The sequence below is a fragment of the Pseudoruegeria sp. SHC-113 genome (assembly GCF_025376885.1).
Classification (GTDB): Bacteria; Pseudomonadota; Alphaproteobacteria; order Rhodobacterales; family Rhodobacteraceae; genus Pseudoruegeria.
The window spans coordinates 2,525,227-2,544,839 of record NZ_JAHUBR010000001.1 but is presented as its reverse complement, the minus strand read 5'-3'; the positions used below and the strand labels follow the sequence as shown (position 1 = coordinate 2,544,839).

The following is a 19,613-nucleotide window of genomic DNA, read 5'->3' as shown; positions in this document are numbered from 1 at the left end:
CAACCTCCACGGGGCTCGCGCGCCCAAACGCGCGGGCCCCCATCTGGCGGACCCCCTATGATCACCTTTCTTATTCTGCTCGTTCTCGTGCTGTTGATCGGGCTTGGCCTGCCTGTGGCCGTGTCGCTCGGTCTGACCGCGGTCGGATTCTACGCCCTTCAGGGCGATATGCGGATCCTGTCCATGCTGCCGCAGCGCATGTTCTCGGCCACCACGGGCTTCACCCTGCTGGCAATTCCCTTCTTCATCCTTGCGGGCAACCTGATGAACACCGGCGGCATCACCCACCGCATCTTCCGCTTTGCCGATGCCTGTGTGGGGCATGTGCGGGGCGGGCTGGGGCAGGTCAACGTGCTGGCCTCCCTGCTGTTCTCCGGCATGTCCGGCGCGGCGGTTGCCGATGCGGCGGGCCTTGGGCAGGTCGAGCTGAAGGCCATGGCCGACAAGGGCTATGACCCGGATTTCTCGGCAGCCATCACGGCGGCCTCCTCCACCATCGGGCCGGTCTTCCCGCCTTCCATCCCCTTCGTGCTCTATTCGTCGATCACCGGCGTTTCGGTGTCCAAGCTCTTTCTTGCCGGCGTCGTGCCCGGCCTGCTGATGGCGCTTGCGCTGATGGCGGCTGTCTGGATCGTGGCCTGGCTGCACAAGATGCCGCGCCGCGATCACATCGCCTGGCGCGAGATCGGCGCGAGCTTTCTGGACGCAGCGCTTTCGCTTCTGACGCCGATCATCATCATCGCCGGGATTTTCGGTGGCCTCTTCACCCCGACAGAGGCCGGTGTGGCCGCGAGCGCCTACGCCCTTGTGCTCTCCATGTTCATCTACCGCGAGATCAAGCCCAGCCAGCTGCCGCGGATCCTCTGGGAGACTCTGCAGCACACGATCCGGGTGATGTTCGTTATCGCGGCGGCGGGCTTCTTTGGCTGGATGCTGGTGCACCAGCGTGTGCCCAACCAGCTTGTCACCTCGATGCTGGAGCTGTCGGAGAACCCGGCGGTGCTGATGGCCATCGTCGTGCTTGTCCTGCTGATCCTCGGGCTGTTTCTGGAAGGCATCGCCGTGATCGTGCTCACCGTGCCGCTCTTCCTGCCGGTCATGACGGAAATCGGAGTCGATCCGGTCCAGTTCGGAGTGATCATGATCATGTGCTCTATGGTCGGCCTGCTGACCCCGCCCGTGGGCATGGTGCTCTTCGCTGTGTCCTCGGTGGCCGGGCTGAGCGTCGGGCGGCTGTCCAAGGCGCTGATGCCCTATCTGCTCGGGATCGCCTTCGTTCTGCTGCTGGTGGTGACGGTGCCTGCTGTCTCTGTCTGGCTCCCCAATCTGGTGATGGGCCCATGACAGTGCTTGCTCAAACCGACCGCATCCTTGGCCGCGTGCTGCGCGGGCTGCCCATCCTCTGCCTTTCCGCGCTCTTCATGCTGCTGCTTGTCAACGTCATTGCGCGGCTGTTCAAACTGGCCGGGTTCGCCTGGTTCGATGAGATCGTGCAGGGGCTCTTTGCCTGGATGGTCTTCTCCGGCGCGGCAGCGCTTTGGCGCGAGAAGGATCACTTCCAGGTGGATTGGCTGCCGATGGCGCTGCCGCCAGCGCGGCGGCGGGCCTTGCAGATCCTGACGGGCCTGCTGTCCCTCGGCTTCCTCGCGGCGATGACATGGTACGGGCTGCAGCTCACCCTCAAGGCCACTGCGCTGACGCCGATCCTCGATTTGCCCGTCCGGCTCTTCTACCTCGCCATCCCGCTCTCGGGCGCGGTGATGCTGATGTATTCCCTCGCGGATTTGATCCGCCTCGTTCTTGGACCCCCAGCTTTGGAGACCTCTCATGATCTTTGATCATCGCACCTACACCTGCCGCCCCGGCACGATCAAAAAGCACCTCAAGCTTTATGCCGAGCATGGATATGCTGCCCAAAGCCGCCATCTGGGCAAGCCGCTGCTCTACGGGCAGGTCGAAACAGGGGACGTCAATTCCTATGTCCACGTCTGGGTTTACAAGGACGCCGCAGACCGGGCGGCCCGGCGCAGCGCGATGGCTGCGGATCCGGAATGGCAGGCCTTCCTCAAGCTGAGCGCCGAGGCCGGGAATCTGGTGTCGCAGGTCAACCAGATCATCACGCCCGCCGCGTTTTACGACATGCCTGACGTCGGCTAACCGCGGCTCCTGCGGCGGTTCTCTCGCCTGCCCACGCTTGCAATAGCACGCAGCGGTATTCGGTTGAGGGGACCGCCGACGCGCCCTGCGCTTTTGTAAATGGGCGTAAAACCGGCCTAGAACTTCTGCCCAAGCGAGAGGTAGAGGAATTCCTCGTCGTCGAGGTTGCGGGCGTAGTCGATGGCGTAATCCAGCCCGAAATCCTTGGAAAGCCGGATCCGCAAGCCCACACCCCCGGCCAGCCCGCCGTTGTCGAAGGAGAGATCCCCGATTTCATCGCCTCCGGCACCGGCCCCGGCAAAGACGACATAGCCGAAGCGCTCCGTCAGGCGGCCCCGGTATTCTACTTGCGCGGAGGCCGAGTAATTCGCCAGCGCGCCGAGCGAGGAGAAGCCGCGCAGGCCATCCGCGAATCCCACGCCGCAAGTGTCAAAGAAGGGCGCATCCGAACTGGTGCCGCAGAGTGTCGCGTTCGCGCCGAACACCGCGTTCTGCCCAACGCCCCAGAAGGCCGAGCCCTTGCCCACGATCTTTGGGTAATCACGATCGCTGATCTTGAGCTTGCCTTCAAACAGCGCGTCTTCAATGTGGCCAAAGCCCAGCGAGAGGTTCAGATAGGTGCCCTGCGTCGGGTAAAACGTATCATCGCGGGTGTCGTGCACCACGTCGAAGGAAAGCCGGAGCAGATCGACGTCCAGATCCGGGCGCAGGACCTCCGGGATGTCGATGCCGGGGCCCAGCGTGATGGAAGAATCGAGATAGGCAATTGCGCCCCCGGCCTTCAGCTGATCGCTGAAGCCATATTCCAGCCGCACCGCGCCCCCGGCGACCTGCTGGCTGAGCGGCAGCACCAGATCGCCGACCACCGGAAGATCGTAATTGATGTCGCCCTCCCCAAGCAACGCGCCCAGCGTCCAGCGGTTTTCGTCGAACACCACGCTGCCGCCCAGCAGGTAAGCTTCGCTGCCGTTGTCTGTCTTGAAGCCGCCAAGCCCCACGCCGGAGGGGCGGGAGCCGGGCAGGGTGAACAGGTAGCCCGCGCCCAGCACGAGGCCGCTGCCAATGGTGTCGTTGCTGAAGGGGATCGGGGCAACGATGAGATTGCCGCTGCGCAGACCGGTGTCCGTGGCCGCGACGTCCACCGCGTCCTGCGTGGCATTTGTGATCACGTTGTTGGCCGCCGCACCGGAGGCCGCGCAGCAGGCTAGCATCAGCAGGCAAGGGGCAAGGGGGCGATGCGATGTTGGGGCCATTGGGGCGTCCTTCACGTGGTCCGGGCGGCTGTTGGGAGCCGTAGCGGTTTGGCGCTGCCGCGGCAATGCGTGCCGCGCGGCTGCCCGTGCTTCTGCGCCGACCTGTGGCGCGGCTGACGCGGCGTTGTTGCCCACCAAAGCGCCGCCTTTGCCGCTAGGCGCGCGGCCTGCGCACCGCTACACAGGCAGGCGAGAGCGAAAGAAGGAGAGCCCATATCATGAGCCAAGCACAGCCCGCGTCCTCGGCCGCGTCCCTGCCTAAAACCCTGCAGGAGTGGTCTGCCCTGCTGAAGACCCTGCCGCAGGCCGATGCCGCAGCCGCTCAAGCGGCGCGCGCACGCAATGGCGTGCTGACAAAGCCCCCCGGCGCGCTTGGACGGCTGGAAGAGCTGGCGATCTGGTATGCCGGCTGGCGCGGCACCGAAAAGCCGTCGGTGGAGCGCCCGCAGGTCATTGTTTTCGCAGGAATTCATGGCGTGGCCGCGCGCGGCGTTTCGGCCTTTCCGGGCGAGGTGACCGTACAGATGGTGGCCAACTTCGAACACGGCGGCGCGGCGATCAACCAGCTCTGCAAGGCCGCAGGTGCCACGCTGTCGGTGATCCCGCTCGCGCTGGACACGCCTACGGCCGATTTCACCCAAGGCCCCGCGCTTTCGGACGCGGACATGCTCGAAGCGCTCGCGGCGGGCTGGAACGCGGTGGATCCGCAGGCCGATCTGCTCGTCGTCGGCGAGATGGGCATCGCCAACACCACATCCGCCGCGGCGATCTACCTGGCGCTCTACGGCGGCAGCGCGCTGGACTGGACGGGGCTTGGCACCGGCATCAGCGAGGAGGCCCTGCCGCTGAAGGCGCAAGTGGTGGCCGATGGCGTGGCGGCCAATCCGGGGCAGGGCGGGCTTGAGATCCTCGCTGGCCTCGGCGGGCGCGAACTTGCGGCCATGGCGGGCGCGGTGGTGCGCGCGCGCCTGCTGTCTATCCCGGTGATCATGGACGGTTTCGTCTGCACTGCCGCGCTTTCCTGCCTCGCCCGCGAAAGTGCTGATGCGCTGGATCACGTGGTGGCGGGGCATGGCTCTGCCGAACAGGCCCATGGTGCGGCGCTGGCCAAGCTCGGCATGGTGCCGCTGCTGGATCTGGGGATGCGTCTGGGCGAGGCCTCAGGCGGTGCGCTGGCCATTCAGGTGCTGAAAGGGGCCGTCGCCTGCCATTCGGGCATGGCGACCTTCGCGGAAGCTGGGGTGTCGGAGGGCTAATTCTGCCCGTCACGCTAGTGGCGGGCACGCGCCCGCCCGCCCCATGGCGGGCGCGTTTCGCGCCCACCCGGGCAGGCGCTTTGCTCTAATGCACGACGCCTGCACTTTGTTGCGAGTGCTTACTTCGCGTTATGCTTTTCCAGCGTTTCCTTGAACAGATACATCGGCAGCACGATGGCCGCGATCAGCGAGCCCAGCCACACCAGCAGCGTGGCCGCCAGCAGGTTCGCGATGCCGCCAATGGTCAGGCCCGGCAGGATCAGGTTGGTGATCACCAGCCCCACGAACACCGTCACAAGCGCCACGCCGCCCTGAAGCGCGGGCAGGTTCTTGAGCGACATTTTCGTCAAGAGCGGCCCCGCGACCACCGTGATCACGGTGAACAGCAGCACCACGATCACGAAGGACACGAAATCGATCGAGAAATTCGGCAGCAGCAGCCAGGCCAAGAGCAGCCCCACCGCGTTGGCCAGCGTCGTGAACGCGGCCGAAATCATCATTTTAACCATTCCATCGGTCTCCGTCGGAAGCAAGATTGCCGCCACAGTATCGCACTGAAGACATCCGTCCAGCCTTTTGCGATTGCGTGGAAATTTCTGCCCAAGCCCGGTGCCGCTACGTCACGCGGAAGGCTTGACCTCTGTCATGGGCGCGCCACCCGATCCCGGCAATTTGAAAACGCCACGGGCGCAGAGCAGCGCGGGATGTGGTAGAGCGAAGAGAACGCCGCGCATGCTGAAGGCGCGGGCAAACCGGAGGCCTTGATGGACACGTTGGAAAACCGCACCTTCGACGAGATTTCGCCGGGCGACAGCGCCACGCTCAGCCGCACGCTCACCACGCGCGACATCGATCTCTTCGCGGTGATGTCCGGCGATGTGAACCCCTCGCATATGGACGCCGAATTTGCGGCCGAGGATTCGTTTCACCGCATCGTGGGCCACGGCATGTGGGGCGGGGCGCTGTTTTCCACCCTGCTCGGCACCGAACTGCCCGGCGCGGGCACGATCTACCTCGGCCAGTCGCTGCGCTTTCACGGGCCCATGGGGCTTGGCGATACGGTGACGGTGCGCGTCACGGTGCGTGAAAAACACGCCGATGGCCATCGGGTGATCTTCGATTGCCTCTGCGCAGGAGCCGATGGCACGCCGCTGATCACCGGTGAGGCCGAAGTCACCGCGCCCACCGAGAAGATCCGCCGCGCGAAAGTGGATCTGCCCGAGGTGCACCTGCGCCGCCGGGGCGGGGCCTATGAGGCGCTGATCCGGGCGACCGATGATCTCGAGCCGATCCGCACGGCCGTCGTGCATCCTTGCGATGCTGTCTCGCTCGCGGGCGCGCTGCAGGCGGCGGAGATGGGGCTGATCACGCCGGTGCTCGTGGGGCCGGAAACGCGCATCCGTGCCGTGGCCGAAGCCGAGGGGCTTTCGCTTGCGGGCGTCGATCTGGTGGACAGCGCCCACAGCCATGCGTCTGCGGAAGAGGCCGTGGCGCTGGTGCGCGCGGGCAAGGCCGAGGCGCTGATGAAAGGGGCGCTGCACACTGACGAGGTGATGAGCGCGGTGGTGGATCGCGCCAAGGGGCTGCGCACCGAGCGGCGGATGAGCCATGTTTTCGCGATGGATGTGCCGAGCTACCCGAAGCCGCTCTTCATCACCGACGCGGCGATCAACATCTTCCCCGATCTCGCCGTAAAGGCCGACATCGTGCAAAACGCCATCGAACTGGTGCGCTGCATGGGGGTGGAGGTGCCGAAGGTGGCGATCCTCTCCGCCGTCGAGACGATCATGCCCAACATCCCCTCCACGGTGGAAGCTTCGGCCCTTTGCAAAATGGCCGATCGCGGCCAGATCACCGGTGGGGTACTGGACGGACCGCTGGCCTTTGACAACGCTATTTCGCTCGCGGCGGCGCAGACAAAGGGGATCGTCTCGCCCGTGGCAGGGCAGGCCGACATCCTCGTCGCACCGGATTTGGAGGCCGGGAACATGATCGCCAAGCAGTTGATGTATCTGGCCGGGGCGGCCAGCGCCGGGCTGGTGCTGGGCGCGCGGGTGCCGATCATGCTCACCAGCCGCGCCGATGGAGAGATCTCGCGCGTGGCCTCTGCCGCCATGGCGCAGCTTTTCGTGCGCCGCAGAGCGGCAGGAGGTGTGGCATGAGCGCGGCGATCCTTGTTCTGAACGCGGGTTCGTCCTCCCTGAAGTTCGGCCTCTATGCGGCTGATACTGGTAAGGAAATCCTCTCTGGCCTCGCAGAGCGCATCGGCAGCGGGCCGAAAGTGGTGCTGGCGGGAGAAGACCAGGAGACGGGCCTGCCCATCGAGGCGGGCCACGGCGCCGTGCTGAACTGGGTGATCGAGGCGCTTCTGGCGCGCGGGGCGGATCTGGAGATCGTGGCCGTGGGCCATCGCATCGTCCACGGCGGGCGCGACTATGCCGCGCCTTGCGTGCTGGGGCCGGAGGACATGGCCCGGCTCGAAGCGTTGGTGCCGCTCGCGCCCGCCCATCAGCCGCACAATCTGGCGGGGGTGCGCGCGGCGCAGGCGGCCTTGCCGCAAGCCGTTCAAGTGGGTTGTTTCGACACCGCTTTCCACCGCAGCCAGCCCCGGCTCGCCCAGCTCTTCGCGATCCCGCGCGAACTAACTGCTGAGGGCATCCTTCGTTATGGGTTCCACGGGCTGTCTTACGAGCATATCGCCGCGCAACTGCCTGAGGTTGCAGGGAAACCCGTGGAGCGCGCCGTGGTGCTGCACCTCGGGCACGGGGCTTCGGCCTGTGCGCTGCTGAAGGGCCGGAGCCATGCCACCAGCATGGGGTTCACCGCGCTGGACGGGCTCGTCATGGGCAAGCGCTGCGGGTCCATCGATCCGGGCGTTTTGCTGCACCTGATGCGCGAGAAGGGTTACGGGCCGGGCACGCTGGAGACGCTGCTGGGCAGTCAGTCGGGCCTGCTGGGCGTGTCGGGGCTTTCAAGCGACATGCGCGATCTGCTGGCAAGCGAGGCCCCTGAGGCGCGCGAGGCGGTGGATCTTTTCGTCTATCGCGCCGTGGCTTGCGTGGCGGAGATGGCTGCCGCGCTCGGCGGGATCGACGCGTTGGTCTTCACCGCCGGGATCGGGGAGCATTCCGCGCCGATCCGGCAGGCCATTCTAGAGGGCTGCGCGTGGCTCGGATTCACGCCGGATGCGGCGCGCAATGCGGCGAAGGGGCCGGAAATTACGGCTGAGGGCTGCGCGAAGCGGGCTTTCGTGATCCCGACCGACGAGGAGGGCGTGATTGCCCGCCATGCGATGCGGTTGCTGGGGTAGGGGTGTTTTTTGATAGGCCGCACAAGCAACTATGAGAGACGGTAGCGCCGTCCCGAGGGGAGGCGCAATCGCGCCGCCCCGTGGGGGCGGGACGGCGCGGCCCAACAGTGCCTGTTGGGCAATTTCTTTGCCCAGAAGAGTCTCTCTTAGAGCGCTCCAGCGCCGTCCATCAGTGCCGCAAGGTGATGGGCGCAGCCGGTGAGGGCGGCGTAATCGTCTTCGATCACGGTGACATCGAAATTCTGCATGAAACCTGCAAAACGCCCCTTGTCGCGGAAGGCTTCGGTGAAGCCATGGGCGGCAAAATGCGGCGCAAAGGCGCGCGAGACACCGCCGACAAGGTAGATCCCGCCGAAGGGCAGGTGGATCAGCGCCATGTTGCCCGCCACGGAGCCCAGCAGCCGCGTGAAGGTAGCCACGGCCTTCACACCGCGCGCATCAGAGCCTTCGTTTGCACCAGCCATGATATCGGCGGCGGATTTCTCTGCCGGATCCCCGGCTTCCTGCCCGAGCCAGTCGTAAATCCGCTCGAGCCCCCGGCCCGAGATCGCATCTTCCACGGAGGGAAATCCGTGGATCGTCTCAAGATAGGTGCAGAGGCGGAGATCCTCTTCGGTGCGGGCCGGAAGGCTCGCGTGGCCGGATTCAGAAGGCGTCACGAGGCGGCCCTGCGCGGTGTCGTAGACGGCGGCAAGGTTGAAGCCCGTGCCCACGCCGATCACCAGCTTGGCGGCATTGGGGCCGGGCGCGTTGGCCTCGCCATGAGCGGCGATCACCGGGCGCAGCACATCCGGCGCGAGATGGCCGATCGCATGGCCCTGCGCCTGCAGATCGTTTAGGATCGCCGCCGTGCCAGCGCCGGTGGCGCGGGTGAGCATCGGCTTGTCGATCGTCCAGTCGAGGTTCGTCATCGTGGCGACGCCGTCATGCACCGGGCCGGCTGCGGCCACGCAGGCCCCGGCGCAGGCGGCAATGCCTTCGCCTTCCAGATAGGTGCGCAGGATCGTCTCCAACCCCGGGAAATCGGCGTTGCGGAAGCGCTTGATGCTGCCTTGCTGCAGCACCTGCCCTTTGGCAAGGGCAACGCGGGTGTTGGTGCCGCCGATATCGGCAACGAGGCTGTATCCGGAAGGTGCGTTCACGGCGGCCATCCTCTTTTCTCTTACGCGGCCAGAGCCGCTTTCAGGGCCTCATACGAGGCTTTCGGCGTGCGCTGCAAGCTCTCGTAATCCACATGGATGAGGCCAAAGCGCTGATCATAGCCTTCCGCCCACTCGTAGTTATCAAGCAGCGACCACAGGAAATAGCCCTGCAGGGGCACACCTTCTGATAGCGCTAACGCTGCCTGATGCAAGTGCTTATCGATGTAAGAAATGCGGTGATCGTCCTGCACGCGGCCGTTTTCGATTGGATCGAAGCCAGCGGTGCCATTTTCCGTGACGAAAATCGGCAGGCCCTTGGAATATTCGTCGTTGAACATCTTCAGGAAGTGGTGGAGCCCTTCCGGGAAGATTTCCCAGCCGATGGAGGTCTTGGGCAGCGGGCCGGGCACCTCCGCGTAGGAGGGCCACGGCGCATCCGTCTCGCGCAGCAGCTTGCGCGTGTAGTAGTTCAGCCCGCACCAATCCAGCGGCGCGGTGATGGTGGCGAAATCGTCCTGCCAGCCCTTGGGCAGATGCGGCTCGAGGCCTTCGAGCACCAGTTCGGGGTATTCCCCTTTGAACACGCCGGAGATGAAGAAGCGGTTAAAGATCGCATCATAGCGCGCGGCGGCGCGCTTGCTGCTCTCGCTCTCATTGGCAGGCAGGGCGTATTCGGCGTTGAAGACGCAGCCGAGGTTCTTGATCCCCATGGCGCGCAGCCGTTCGATGGCGGTGCCATGGGCGAAGTTCACATGGTGCATCGCACGGGCAGCGGCGCGGATATCGCGCAGGCCGGGGGCGTGGAGGCCGTGGAAATGGCTCAGCCAGGCCACGCACCATGGCTCGTTGATCGGCGCGACGGAATGCATCCGGTCGCCGATGCGGCCCATGATGACTTCGGCGAAATCGCCGAGCCAGTGGGCGATGTCGCGGTTCGTCCAGCCACCCAGATCGGCCAGCGCGCTGGGAAGCTCCCAGTGGTAGAGCGTGGCGCAGGGCTTCAGGCCCGCCTCCAGCACGGCATCGGTGAGGCGGTCGTAGAAATCGAGCCCTTCGGCATTCACCGCGCCGCGCCCCTCGGGCATCACCCGCGCCCAGCTGGTGGAGAAGCGGTACATGTCAAAGCCCGCGTCCTTCATCAAGGCGATGTCTTCCGGGTATCGGTGGTAGTGATCCACCGCGCGCGCGCCGTTTTCGGCACGCGCCACATTGCCCGGCGTGGCGGCGAATGTGTCCCAGTGGGTGGAGCCTGCGCCACCGAAGGCGTGGCCCTCGATCTGATAGCTCGACGTGGCAGCCCCGAAAAGAAAACCTTCCGGGAAATCAGTGCGTTTTATGGTGAGGCTCATGTCAGTTCCTTGGCGGCCGGACCGGTGGAGAGGCCCAGTGTCAGATCGGTTTCCCACAGTTCCTGAACGGGGGGGAGATCCGGGTTGGCGATGTGATCGAGCACGATCTCGGCGCAGCGGCGGCCCGCGGCGCGCACGGAGGATTTCGTCGCGGTGAACATCGGGATGTCATCGCCGTTGCGCAGGTAGGAGAGATCGTCGTCATGGGTAATCACGGAGACATCCTGCCCGATCTTCAGCCCCGAAAGCGCCACCGCGCGGCGCACCCCGATGGCGGAAATATAGGAGGAGACGAGGAAGGCCGTGGGGGGCTCGGGCAGGGCGAGCATGTCTCGGGCCGTGTGGTAGGCGTTCTGCTCCGTCATCTCCTGCGAGGCCATGTGATCGGCGCGCGGGGTGACCTGCCGCTCGCGCAAGGCGGCCTCGTAGCCCAGCCGGCGGCGGCGGGCGAAATCCATGCTCTCGATCCCGTTGATCAGCGCGATGCGTTGGTGGCCGAGATCAAGCAGGAAGTCCGTGGCGCGGCGGAAGGAGTGGCCGTTGTTGATGTCGACCCAGGAGTAGGGCCGCGAATCATTGCCGGCCCGGCCATGAACGACGAAAGGCAGGCCGATCTCCATCAGGAGCGCGATTCGCGGATCGTTTTCTCGCGGGCCGTGCACGATCAGCCCATCCACCGAGCCCTTGGTGGCCATCTCGCGGTAGGCGTCTTCCTCGTCCTCGTCGTTCACCACCGACAGCAGCATGTCGTAGCCCGAGCGGGAGTAGGTTTCCCCGGCGCCTGCGATGAAATCAGCGAAGATCGGGTTGACCATCTCGTGTTTGGAAGAGATCGGGATCACGTGGCCGATGGCCATGGACCGCCCCGTCGCCAGGCTGCGGGCGCGGCTGGAGGGTGCGTAATTGTGCTTCTTGGCGGCCGCTACCACCTTCTGGCGCGTGGCTTCGCTCACCTCGGGGTAGCCGTTCAGCGCGCGGCTGACGGTTGTCTGCGAAAGGCCAAGCAGGCGGGAGAGTTCCTTGAGGTTCATGGGCGGACAATGCCAAAGCGCTTTGAGTTCTGCAAGGGCTCAGGTGGCCTGTTTGCAAGGCAGGCGCTGCCTTTTGCAGCGCAGAAATATGCTGCGAGGGCAAAGAATATTCTGCAAACGCAAGAATTTTTCCGAAGTGAATCGTTGACTCTGCTCAAGCAATATGCGTTTTTGAAAGCGTTCAAAGCGCTTTGGAATTTGCAGGCAGGATCACCGATTGGCCTGACGAGAGATCCGGGGCGGTTGAGGCCGGGGTTGGCCCGGTATCATGCAGTTCAATAGGGAACACGGGAGGATATCCTTATGAAATTCGCACTCTACGCAGGCGTGGCTTCGATGGCCCTGACGGCAGGCGTCGCTCAGGCCGAGCAGCTCACCGTCTTCGGCCCCTGGCTCGGCCCGGACCAGGAAAACGTTGAAAAAGTACTCGCCGCCTTCGCCGAGAAATCCGGCCATGACGTGCGCTACGTCGGCTCTGACAGCTTCGAGCAGCAGATCCTCGTGGACGCCGAAGCCGGCTCCGCCCCCAACATCGCGGTCTTCCCGCAGCCCGGCCTTGCCGCCGATTTCGCCAGCCGTGGGTTCCTGACCCCGCTGAAAGACGGCACCGGCGACTGGATCCGTGAAAACTACGCCGCTGGCCAGTCCTGGGTCGATCTGGGCACCTATGCCGGGGCCGATGGCGCCGACAATCTCTATGGCTTCTTCTACAAGGTGGATGTGAAATCCCTCGTGTGGTTCGTACCGGAGAACTTTGAGGATGCCGGCTATGAAGTGCCGGAAACCATGGAAGAGCTGAAAGCCCTCTCCGAGCAGATCGTGGCCGATGGCGGCACGCCCTGGTGCATCGGGCTCGGCTCCGGTGGCGCAACCGGCTGGCCGGCGACGGACTGGGTCGAGGACATGATGCTGCGCACGCAGACGCCCGACGTCTACGACCAGTGGGTTGCCAACGAGATCCCCTTCACCGATGAGCGCGTGGTGGCCGCGATCGAGGAATTCGGCGCATTTGCCCGCAACGACGCCCTCGTGGCCGGCGGGGCAGGGGCCGTGGCCTCCACCGACTTCCGCGACAGCCCCAAGGGCCTCTTCTCCTCGCCGCCGCAGTGCTACATGCACCGTCAGGCGAGCTTCATCCCGGCCTTCTTCCCGGAAGGCACCGTGGTGGGTGAAGATGCCGACTTCTTCTACTTCCCGGCCTATGCCGAGAAGGATCTGGGCTCCCCGGTTCTGGGCGCTGGCACCGTTTGGGCCATCACCAACGAGAACGAGGCCGCCCACGATCTGATCGCTTACCTGCAAGATCCGGAAGCGCATGAGATCTGGATGGCGCTGCAAGGCTTCCTGACCCCGCACAAGGGCGTGGACACCTCCGTCTTCTCCGATCCGACGCTGAAGAAGATGAACGACATCCTGCTGAGCGCCACCACCTTCCGCTTTGACGGCTCCGACCTGATGCCGGGCGGTGTGGGTGCAGGCTCCTTCTGGACCGGCATGGTGGATTACGCCGGCGGCAAGGATGCAGCGGCTGTGGCCGCCGACATCCAGGCCAGCTGGGACGCGCTGAAGTAAGGCGCATCCTCCCCAACTGACGGAGCGCGCGGGCGATCTGCGCGCTCCTTTTTCCCCAAGCCCAACATCTTCACGGCGGAGGCCCCCCATGCACCCGGCTTTGCAGGGCCTGCTGACCATTTTCATCGGCGTCAGCGGCTGTATCGGATACTTCTACTTTTCCAACCTGATCCTCGATCGCTTCATCTTCCCGGCGAAGGGGCCCAACGCGGGCCGTAACATCACCCGCGCCAATATGGTGCGCCCGTGGCTCTTCCTGTTGCCCGCGATGATCGCGCTGGGGCTTTACCTGGCCTATCCCGTGATCGAGACACTTCGGCTGTCGCTCACCGAGCGCGTGCCGGTGCCCGGTGGCGGCCCCGGCGAGTATGATTACCGCTGGGTGGGGGGGGAGAACTACGCCAAGATGATGGCCGAGCCCAAGTTCTGGGAAGCCATGCGCAACAACATGCTGTGGCTGATCGTGGTGCCCGCCTTCTCCACCGCCTTCGGCCTGCTGGCCGCGCAGCTCACTGACCGCCTCAGCTGGGGCAATGTCGCGAAATCGCTGATCTTCATGCCGATGGCGATCTCCTTCGTGGGCGCCTCGGTGATCTGGAAGCTGGTTTACGACGCCCGCCCGGAAGGCCAAGAGCAGATCGGCATCCTCAACGCCATCATCACGAGCTTTGGTGCCGAGCCGCAGACATGGCTCACCATCCCGCTCTGGAACAGCTTCTTCCTCATGGTGGTGCTGATCTGGATCCAGACAGGCTTTGCCATGGTGATCCTCTCCGCCGCCCTGCGCGGTATCCCGGAGGAAACCGTGGAAGCGGCCATCGTGGACGGGGCCAACCCCTTCCAGATCTTCTTCAAGATCAAGGTGCCGCAGATCATGTCCACGATCATGGTCGTCTGGACGACGATCACCCTCGTCGTGCTCAAGGTCTTCGACATCGTCTTCGCGATGACGAACGGCCAGTGGGAGACGCAGGTGCTCGCCAACTACATGTTCGACAAATTGTTCCGCGCCAATGATTGGGGCATCGGATCGGCCAGCGCCATGGTGATCATGCTGCTCGTCACGCCGATCCTGATCTGGAACGTCCGCAACGCCCGCAAGGAGATGCGCTGATGGATAATATTGCCGGTTCCAAATCCACCCTTCAGTGGGCGGTGCAGCTTTCCGTCATCGCGCTGGTGCTTCTGTGGCTGTTCCCGACGGTGGGGCTGCTTGTCTCCTCCTTCCGCACGGCCGACCAGATCGCCACGAGCGGTTGGTGGAAGGCAATGTTCCCGTCTGAGCAGAACCTCGTGATCCGCGCCGCAGACCCGGACGATGAAGGCGTTCAGGTGCAGGATGGCGATCTCTGGGTGATCGAGGGCAACCTGTTCGCGCTGGATGGCCGCAGCGCTGCCGAGCTGAGCGTCTGGGGCACCTCCTCGCGGGAGATTGCTGCCTATCAGGCCGGAGACACCGCCGATCTGGGCGATGGTGAGAGCCTGACCGTCATGGCCAACGGCGATTACCGCCTCACCGCGCCTGAGCAGATGACGGGCCGGGGGCAGCGGGTGTTCCTCACTGCTGTTGCGCCGCCGGAATTCACGCTCGCCAACTACCACTCCATGCTGCTTGATCCCAACAACAGCGAAGGCATGGCACGCGCCTTCTTCAACACGCTTACGGTGACGATCCCGGCCACGGTGATCCCGATCCTGATCGCGGCCTTCGCAGCCTATGCGCTGGCGTGGATGGATTTCCCGGGCAGGGCAATCCTGATCGCCATCGTCGTGGGCCTTCTGGTGGTGCCGCTGCAACTGGCGCTTATTCCGCTCCTGAAATTCCACAACAACATCGGGATCGGCAAGGGCTACCTCGGGGTCTGGCTGGCGCATACGGGCTTTGGCTTGCCCTTGGCGATTTACCTCTTGCGCAACTACATGGCCGGCCTGCCGCGCGACATCATCGAGAACGCCAAGGTGGATGGTGCGTCGGATTTCCAGATCTTCACCAAGATCATCCTGCCGCTGTCCTTCCCCGCGCTTGCCAGTTTCGCGATTTTCCAGTTCCTCTGGACATGGAACGATCTGCTGGTGGCCAAGGTGTTCCTGATCGACGCATCCGGCGAAACCACGGTGATGACGAACAAGATCGTCGAACTTCTGGGCACGCGCGGCGGCAACTGGGAAATCCTCGCAACGGCGGCTTTCGTCTCGATCGCCATGCCGCTTGCCGTCTTCTTCGCAATGCAACGTTACCTCGTACGCGGCCTCTTGGCCGGATCGGTGAAATAGGATGTCTATCGCAATGAACATGCAAAGCGGCACGCTGCACGCCAATGTCGCCCTTGATAACGACTGGTGGCGCGGGGCGGTGATCTACCAGATCTACCCGCGCTCCTTTCAGGACAGCAACGGCGACGGGATCGGCGATCTGCGCGGCATCGTGCAGCGCATCCCCTATATCGCCAGCCTTGGGGTGGACGCGATCTGGATTTCGCCCTTCTTCACCTCGCCGATGAAGGATTTCGGCTACGACGTGAGCAACTACTGCGACGTGGATCCGATGTTCGGCTCGATCCAGGATTTCGACGCGGTGATCCAGACGGCCCACAAGCACGGCGTAAAAGTGCTGATCGACCTCGTGCTTAGCCACACCTCCGAAGAACACCCGTGGTTTGTGGAAAGCCGGGTCTCCAAGGACAACGCCAAGGCCAATTGGTACGTCTGGGCGGATCCCAAGCCCGATGGCAACCCGCCCAACAACTGGCTGTCGATCTTCGGCGGCTCGGCCTGGCAGTGGGATGGCCGCCGCCAGCAGTATTACCTGCACAACTTCCTGCGCGAGCAGCCGGATCTGAACTTCCATGAACCGGCGGTGCAGGCCGCGCTGCTCGATGTGGCCCGCTTCTGGCTGGAGCGCGGGGTGAACGGCTTCCGGCTGGATACGATCAACTTCTACGTCCACGACAAGCAACTGCGCGACAACCCGCCGCTCGCGCCCGAGCTGCGCAATGCCACCATCGCGCCGCAGGTGAACCCCTATAACCATCAGGAGCACCTCTACGACAAGAACCAGCCGGAGAACCTTGCCTTCCTGCGCAAGCTGCGCGCGGTGATGGAGCCGTTCAACGCCGCCGCCGTGGGCGAGGTGGGCGATGCCCAGAAGGGGCTGGAGATCCTCGGGGAATACACCGCCGGCGATGACCTGATGCACATGTGCTATGCCTTCGAGTTCCTCGCCAACGAGCGCCCCACCGCGCAGGAAGTGGCGCAGGTGATGGGCCGGGTGGACGAGGTCGCCGCCGAGGGCTGGCCCTGCTGGGCCTACTCCAACCACGACGTGCGCCGCCATGCCTCGCGCTGGAACGTGGGCCTCGAGGGCCAGAAGCTGATGACGACGCTGATGATGTGCCTGCGCGGCTCGGCCTGCATCTACCAGGGCGAGGAGCTGGGGCTGGTGGAGGCCGATGTCTCCTTTGACGATCTGCAGGATCCCTACGGCATCGAGTTCTGGCCCGAGTTCAAGGGCCGTGACGGCTGCCGCACGCCGATGGTCTGGGAAACCTCCAACCAGAACGCGGGCTTCTCCGAAGGCCGCCCCTGGCTTCCCGTGGCGCCTGAGCATCTGGCCAGCAATGCCGCCGCTCAGGAAGATGACCCGGAAGCGCTCCTGCACCACTACCGCAAGGCCATCGCCTTCCGTCACGCCCATATGGCGCTGGCCAAGGGCGAGCACGACGGGGTGAAGGCGGACGGCTCGGTCGTTTACTTCACCCGTATGCACGAGGGCGAGGAGATCTTCTGCGCCTTCAACCTGTCGGACGATCCGGCCAGCGTCGTGCTGCCTACGGGCCGCTGGGAGGCCATCGGCACCGAGCTTGGGGCCGTGGCCCTGCCGGCAGGAGGAAACCTGAGCCTTGGCGGCTGGCAGTGCTGCCTCGCCATCAAAGCAAGCTGAAGCGAAAGGGGGAGGGGACAATGACGGATCTCAAACTCACCGACGTGGCCAAATCCTATGGCGACGTCGACGTTCTGAAAAACATCAATCTCGACATCAAGGAAGGCGAACTGATCGTTTTCGTCGGCCCGTCCGGCTGCGGCAAGTCCACGCTTCTGCGGATGATCGCCGGGCTCGAGAAGATCACCGGCGGCACGCTGGAAATCGGCGGCACAGTGGTGAACGACGTGCCGCCCGCGCAGCGGGGCATCGCCATGGTGTTCCAGTCCTATGCGCTCTACCCGCATATGACGGTGCGCGAGAACATGCAGTTCGCGCTGAAGATCGCCAAGAAGAGCCAGGCCGAGATCGACGCCGCCGTGGAGAAGGCCGCGCGTATCCTGCAGCTGGATCAATATCTCGACCGCCTGCCCAAGGCGCTTTCCGGTGGCCAGCGCCAGCGCGTTGCCATCGGCCGCGCCATCGTGCGCGAGCCCGAGGTCTTCCTGTTTGACGAGCCGCTCTCCAACCTCGACGCGGCGCTGCGCGTCGCCACGCGGATCGAGATCGCCCAGCTGAAAGAGGCGATGCCCGACAAGACGATGATCTACGTGACCCACGATCAGGTGGAAGCGATGACGCTTGCCAGCCGCATCGTGGTGCTCGCCAACAAGGGCATCGCGCAGGTAGGCTCGCCGCTGGAGCTTTACGAGCGCCCCCAGAACGAGTTCGTCGCCCAGTTCATCGGCTCCCCGGCAATGAACCTGCTGCCCGGCACCGTTGTCGGCGCCGGCGCGCAGACGGAGGTGGCGCTTGCGGGTGGGGGCGTGGCGGCTTCGGCCTATCCGACGACGGAGGTGGACAAGGATCTGAAGGTCAATCTGGGCGTGCGCCCGGAGGATCTGGTGATCTGCGGCCCGGATGAAGCCCCGCTCTACACCGGCACGGTGGAGATCACGGAAGCGCTCGGCGAGGTGACGCTGCTCTACTTCAAAGCCGAAGGCGGCGCCGCCCCGGTGATCGCCAAACTACCCGGCATCCACCCCGGCCTGCGCGGCACTACGGTGAACCTCAAGGCCGACCCGGCCAAGGTGCATCTGTTCAGCAACGGGCACTCGCTGCTGTACCGGTAGGGTAGGCGGCTTTCAATGGCTCCATGAGTCGAGAGAATTTGCGCCTTCGCCCGGCGGCACGCCGGGCAGCCCTCGACCGCCCCCATCGGGCGGGGGCTTTGCCCCCACCCGGCGGTCTGGGGCAGCCCTCTGTTCTTAGGTCAATCCTTGGCAAAAGGGGGTTAGTCAAACAAAGAAACGCCCCGCGATTGCGGGGCGTTTCTTGTTGCAAACTTGTGGACGGATCAGAACGGGATCTCATCGTCCATGTCGGAGGGGCCGCCACCGTAGCCGCCGCCACCTCCACCACCGGAGGGGCCGCCGCCATAGCCGCCGCCGGCCTGGCCACCGCCGCCACCGTAGCCGCCGCCGCCACCGCCGCCGCCGCCTTCGCCACGGCCATCCAGCAGCGTCAGCTCACCGCGATAGGGGCGCAGCACCACCTCGGTGGAGTAGCGATCCTGCCCGGATTGATCCTGCCATTTGCGGGTTTCCAGCTGGCCCTCGATATAGACCTTGGAGCCTTTGCGCAGGTATTGCTCCGCGATGCGGGCCAGCGGCTCGGAGAAGATCGCCACCGAATGCCATTCGGTGCGCTCGCGGCGCTCGCCGGTGTTGCGGTCTTTCCAGTTTTCCGAGGTCGCGATGCGCAGGTTGCAGACCTTGCCGCCGTTCTGGAACGTCCGCACCTCGGGGTCGCGCCCCAGATTGCCCACCAGAATGACCTTGTTTACCGAGCCTGCCATGGCACCCCCTTCGAATCCTTTTTCAGTGTTGGATGGACGTTACACCACCCGCGCAGGGTTAAGAAAAGGCTAAAACCTCCCCGGGCTGGCCCAATGGCTAAAAATCTGTATATTGCCGGGCGAGGTATAGGTGAGGCGAGCAATGAAACGCACGTTGGGCGCAGTATCCATTTTTGTATTTGCAATTTCTTCGCAGCTGGCCGCAGAGCCGCTGACACTCAAATCCAAATCCCGCTCGGCCTTGTTCCAGTCGCAGCTCTCCGTGCTGGACGGCCGCGCCTCCACCCAATACGCCGGCTCCTCTCGGCTGCTGCCCAATTCGATCACCAGCAACATCTACACCGCGATCCCGCGCTACAGCGGCAAGTATCGCGGCGAATACATGGAGCTCGCCCGCGCCGCCGCCCGCAAGAACAACGTGCCCGAGGATCTTTTCCTACGGCTGGTGCAGCAGGAAAGCGGCTGGAACGCGCGGGCGAAATCCCACAAGGGTGCGCTGGGGCTGGCGCAGCTGATGCCTGCCACCGCGCGCAGCCTGAAGGTCGACCCACTCAACCCCAAGCAGAATCTCGACGGCGGCGCACGTTACCTGCGCATCCAGTACAACCGCTTCGGCAGCTGGCGTCTGGCGCTGGCGGCCTATAACGCGGGGCCGGAAGCGGTGCTGAAACACGGTGGGGTGCCTCCGTACCGCGAGACACGCAACTACGTGAAGAAAATTCTTGGCAGTTGAGCCAAGGCTGACGTTGCGTCAAGCGCGCCTTTT

19 protein-coding genes are annotated in these 19,613 nt (G+C 64.5%); 13 read left to right on the top strand and 6 right to left on the bottom strand.

Annotation, left to right across the window (positions count from 1 at the left end; genetic code table 11):
* Positions 1–57 precede the first annotated feature (57 nt).
* The 3 genes from KVX96_RS12540 to KVX96_RS12530 are packed head-to-tail and all read left to right on the top strand — an operon-like array spanning position 58 to position 2,157.
* Positions 58–1,344, top strand: a complete 1,287-nt coding sequence (locus KVX96_RS12540) for a TRAP transporter large permease (protein ID WP_261194831.1) — start codon at positions 58–60, stop codon at positions 1,342–1,344.
* Entirely contained in the window at positions 1,341–1,838 is a 498-nt protein-coding gene (locus tag KVX96_RS12535) for a TRAP transporter small permease (protein ID WP_261194830.1), read from the top strand. The genes KVX96_RS12540 and KVX96_RS12535 overlap by 4 nt, the downstream gene beginning before the upstream one ends.
* Complete coding sequence (locus KVX96_RS12530) at positions 1,828–2,157, top strand: NIPSNAP family protein (protein ID WP_261194829.1); 330 nt, start codon at positions 1,828–1,830, stop codon at positions 2,155–2,157. Before KVX96_RS12535 ends, KVX96_RS12530 begins: the two co-directional genes overlap by 11 nt.
* A 116-nt stretch (positions 2,158–2,273) precedes the next feature.
* On the opposite strand, the gene KVX96_RS12525 is transcribed toward KVX96_RS12530, so the two are convergent.
* A complete protein-coding gene (locus tag KVX96_RS12525) occupies positions 2,274–3,410 on the bottom strand; it encodes a BamA/TamA family outer membrane protein (RefSeq protein ID WP_261194828.1) in 1,137 nt (378 codons plus the stop codon).
* Between the two features lie 218 nt (positions 3,411–3,628).
* Between KVX96_RS12525 and cobT the strand changes: the two genes are divergently transcribed.
* Positions 3,629–4,666, top strand: a complete 1,038-nt coding sequence (cobT, locus tag KVX96_RS12520) for a nicotinate-nucleotide--dimethylbenzimidazole phosphoribosyltransferase (RefSeq protein ID WP_261194827.1) — start codon at positions 3,629–3,631, stop codon at positions 4,664–4,666.
* Between the two features lie 119 nt (positions 4,667–4,785).
* Here cobT and KVX96_RS12515 read toward each other — a convergent pair whose 3' ends face one another.
* Positions 4,786–5,175 carry a hypothetical protein gene (locus KVX96_RS12515; protein ID WP_261194826.1) on the bottom strand — a complete coding sequence of 130 codons (390 nt, stop codon included), beginning with the start codon at positions 5,173–5,175 and terminating at the stop codon, positions 4,786–4,788.
* A 255-nt stretch (positions 5,176–5,430) separates the two neighbouring features.
* Between KVX96_RS12515 and KVX96_RS12510 the strand changes: the two genes are divergently transcribed.
* Positions 5,431–6,828, top strand: a complete 1,398-nt coding sequence (locus KVX96_RS12510) for a bifunctional enoyl-CoA hydratase/phosphate acetyltransferase (RefSeq protein WP_261194825.1) — start codon at positions 5,431–5,433, stop codon at positions 6,826–6,828.
* Entirely contained in the window at positions 6,825–7,976 is a 1,152-nt protein-coding gene (locus KVX96_RS12505; protein WP_261194824.1) for an acetate/propionate family kinase, read from the top strand. The genes KVX96_RS12510 and KVX96_RS12505 overlap by 4 nt, the downstream gene beginning before the upstream one ends.
* A gap of 146 nt (positions 7,977–8,122) precedes the next feature.
* On the opposite strand, the gene KVX96_RS12500 is transcribed toward KVX96_RS12505, so the two are convergent.
* Genes KVX96_RS12500 through KVX96_RS12490 form a run of 3 tightly spaced genes read right to left on the bottom strand, consistent with a single transcriptional unit; the run spans position 8,123 to position 11,498 of the window.
* On the bottom strand, positions 8,123–9,127 hold the full coding sequence (locus KVX96_RS12500) for a glucokinase (RefSeq protein WP_261194823.1): 1,005 nt from the start codon (positions 9,125–9,127) through the stop codon (positions 8,123–8,125).
* An 11-nt stretch (positions 9,128–9,138) separates the two neighbouring features.
* Positions 9,139–10,467, bottom strand: a complete 1,329-nt coding sequence (locus KVX96_RS12495; RefSeq protein ID WP_261194822.1) for a GH1 family beta-glucosidase — start codon at positions 10,465–10,467, stop codon at positions 9,139–9,141.
* Positions 10,464–11,498, bottom strand: a complete 1,035-nt coding sequence (locus KVX96_RS12490) for a substrate-binding domain-containing protein (protein ID WP_261194821.1) — start codon at positions 11,496–11,498, stop codon at positions 10,464–10,466. Before KVX96_RS12490 ends, KVX96_RS12495 begins: the two co-directional genes overlap by 4 nt.
* A gap of 9 nt (positions 11,499–11,507) precedes the next feature.
* Between KVX96_RS12490 and KVX96_RS12485 the strand changes: the two genes are divergently transcribed.
* From KVX96_RS12485 to KVX96_RS12460, 6 genes are all read left to right on the top strand, one after another.
* Entirely contained in the window at positions 11,508–11,780 is a 273-nt protein-coding gene (locus tag KVX96_RS12485) for a hypothetical protein (protein ID WP_261194820.1), read from the top strand.
* 21 nt (positions 11,781–11,801) lie between these two features.
* Positions 11,802–13,070 carry an ABC transporter substrate-binding protein gene (locus KVX96_RS12480; protein WP_261194819.1) on the top strand — a complete coding sequence of 423 codons (1,269 nt, stop codon included), beginning with the start codon at positions 11,802–11,804 and terminating at the stop codon, positions 13,068–13,070.
* A gap of 88 nt (positions 13,071–13,158) precedes the next feature.
* Complete coding sequence (locus KVX96_RS12475) at positions 13,159–14,184, top strand: carbohydrate ABC transporter permease (RefSeq protein WP_261194818.1); 1,026 nt, start codon at positions 13,159–13,161, stop codon at positions 14,182–14,184.
* Positions 14,184–15,344, top strand: a complete 1,161-nt coding sequence (locus KVX96_RS12470) for a carbohydrate ABC transporter permease (protein WP_261194817.1) — start codon at positions 14,184–14,186, stop codon at positions 15,342–15,344. Before KVX96_RS12475 ends, KVX96_RS12470 begins: the two co-directional genes overlap by 1 nt.
* Before the next feature lie 13 nt (positions 15,345–15,357).
* Positions 15,358–17,010, top strand: coding sequence for an alpha-amylase family glycosyl hydrolase (locus tag KVX96_RS12465; RefSeq protein ID WP_409977108.1), 1,653 nt, complete (start codon positions 15,358–15,360; stop codon positions 17,008–17,010).
* Positions 17,011–17,030: 20 nt separating this feature from the next.
* Positions 17,031–18,122: an ABC transporter ATP-binding protein gene (locus tag KVX96_RS12460; RefSeq protein ID WP_261194816.1), complete on the top strand. Its 1,092-nt coding sequence runs from the start codon at positions 17,031–17,033 to the stop codon at positions 18,120–18,122.
* 224 nt (positions 18,123–18,346) lie between these two features.
* Here the strand turns inward: KVX96_RS12460 and ssb are convergent, their stop codons facing one another.
* Positions 18,347–18,847: a single-stranded DNA-binding protein gene (gene ssb, locus KVX96_RS12455; RefSeq protein WP_261194815.1), complete on the bottom strand. Its 501-nt coding sequence runs from the start codon at positions 18,845–18,847 to the stop codon at positions 18,347–18,349.
* A 142-nt stretch (positions 18,848–18,989) separates the two neighbouring features.
* On the opposite strand from ssb, the gene KVX96_RS12450 reads away from it, so the two are divergent.
* A complete protein-coding gene (locus KVX96_RS12450; protein WP_261194814.1) occupies positions 18,990–19,580 on the top strand; it encodes a lytic transglycosylase domain-containing protein in 591 nt (196 codons plus the stop codon).
* Positions 19,581–19,613: the final 33 nt, after the last annotated feature.

Excerpts from the sequence above, each read along its gene's own strand:
- KVX96_RS12540 (WP_261194831.1), top strand. The coding sequence starts at position 58 with ATGATCACCTTTCTTATTCTGCTCGTTCTCGTGCTGTTGATCGGGCTT.
- KVX96_RS12535 (WP_261194830.1), top strand. The coding sequence starts at position 1,341 with ATGACAGTGCTTGCTCAAACCGACCGCATCCTTGGCCGCGTGCTGCGC.
- KVX96_RS12530 (WP_261194829.1), top strand. The coding sequence starts at position 1,828 with ATGATCTTTGATCATCGCACCTACACCTGCCGCCCCGGCACGATCAAA.
- KVX96_RS12525 (WP_261194828.1), bottom strand. The coding sequence starts at position 3,410 with ATGGCCCCAACATCGCATCGCCCCCTTGCCCCTTGCCTGCTGATGCTA.
- cobT (WP_261194827.1), top strand. The coding sequence starts at position 3,629 with ATGAGCCAAGCACAGCCCGCGTCCTCGGCCGCGTCCCTGCCTAAAACC.
- KVX96_RS12515 (WP_261194826.1), bottom strand. The coding sequence starts at position 5,175 with ATGGTTAAAATGATGATTTCGGCCGCGTTCACGACGCTGGCCAACGCG.
- KVX96_RS12510 (WP_261194825.1), top strand. The coding sequence starts at position 5,431 with ATGGACACGTTGGAAAACCGCACCTTCGACGAGATTTCGCCGGGCGAC.
- KVX96_RS12505 (WP_261194824.1), top strand. The coding sequence starts at position 6,825 with ATGAGCGCGGCGATCCTTGTTCTGAACGCGGGTTCGTCCTCCCTGAAG.
- KVX96_RS12500 (WP_261194823.1), bottom strand. The coding sequence starts at position 9,127 with ATGGCCGCCGTGAACGCACCTTCCGGATACAGCCTCGTTGCCGATATC.
- KVX96_RS12495 (WP_261194822.1), bottom strand. The coding sequence starts at position 10,467 with ATGAGCCTCACCATAAAACGCACTGATTTCCCGGAAGGTTTTCTTTTC.
- KVX96_RS12490 (WP_261194821.1), bottom strand. The coding sequence starts at position 11,498 with ATGAACCTCAAGGAACTCTCCCGCCTGCTTGGCCTTTCGCAGACAACC.
- KVX96_RS12485 (WP_261194820.1), top strand. The coding sequence starts at position 11,508 with ATGCCAAAGCGCTTTGAGTTCTGCAAGGGCTCAGGTGGCCTGTTTGCA.
- KVX96_RS12480 (WP_261194819.1), top strand. The coding sequence starts at position 11,802 with ATGAAATTCGCACTCTACGCAGGCGTGGCTTCGATGGCCCTGACGGCA.
- KVX96_RS12475 (WP_261194818.1), top strand. The coding sequence starts at position 13,159 with ATGCACCCGGCTTTGCAGGGCCTGCTGACCATTTTCATCGGCGTCAGC.
- KVX96_RS12470 (WP_261194817.1), top strand. The coding sequence starts at position 14,184 with ATGGATAATATTGCCGGTTCCAAATCCACCCTTCAGTGGGCGGTGCAG.
- KVX96_RS12465 (WP_409977108.1), top strand. The coding sequence starts at position 15,358 with ATGAACATGCAAAGCGGCACGCTGCACGCCAATGTCGCCCTTGATAAC.
- KVX96_RS12460 (WP_261194816.1), top strand. The coding sequence starts at position 17,031 with ATGACGGATCTCAAACTCACCGACGTGGCCAAATCCTATGGCGACGTC.
- ssb (WP_261194815.1), bottom strand. The coding sequence starts at position 18,847 with ATGGCAGGCTCGGTAAACAAGGTCATTCTGGTGGGCAATCTGGGGCGC.
- KVX96_RS12450 (WP_261194814.1), top strand. The coding sequence starts at position 18,990 with ATGAAACGCACGTTGGGCGCAGTATCCATTTTTGTATTTGCAATTTCT.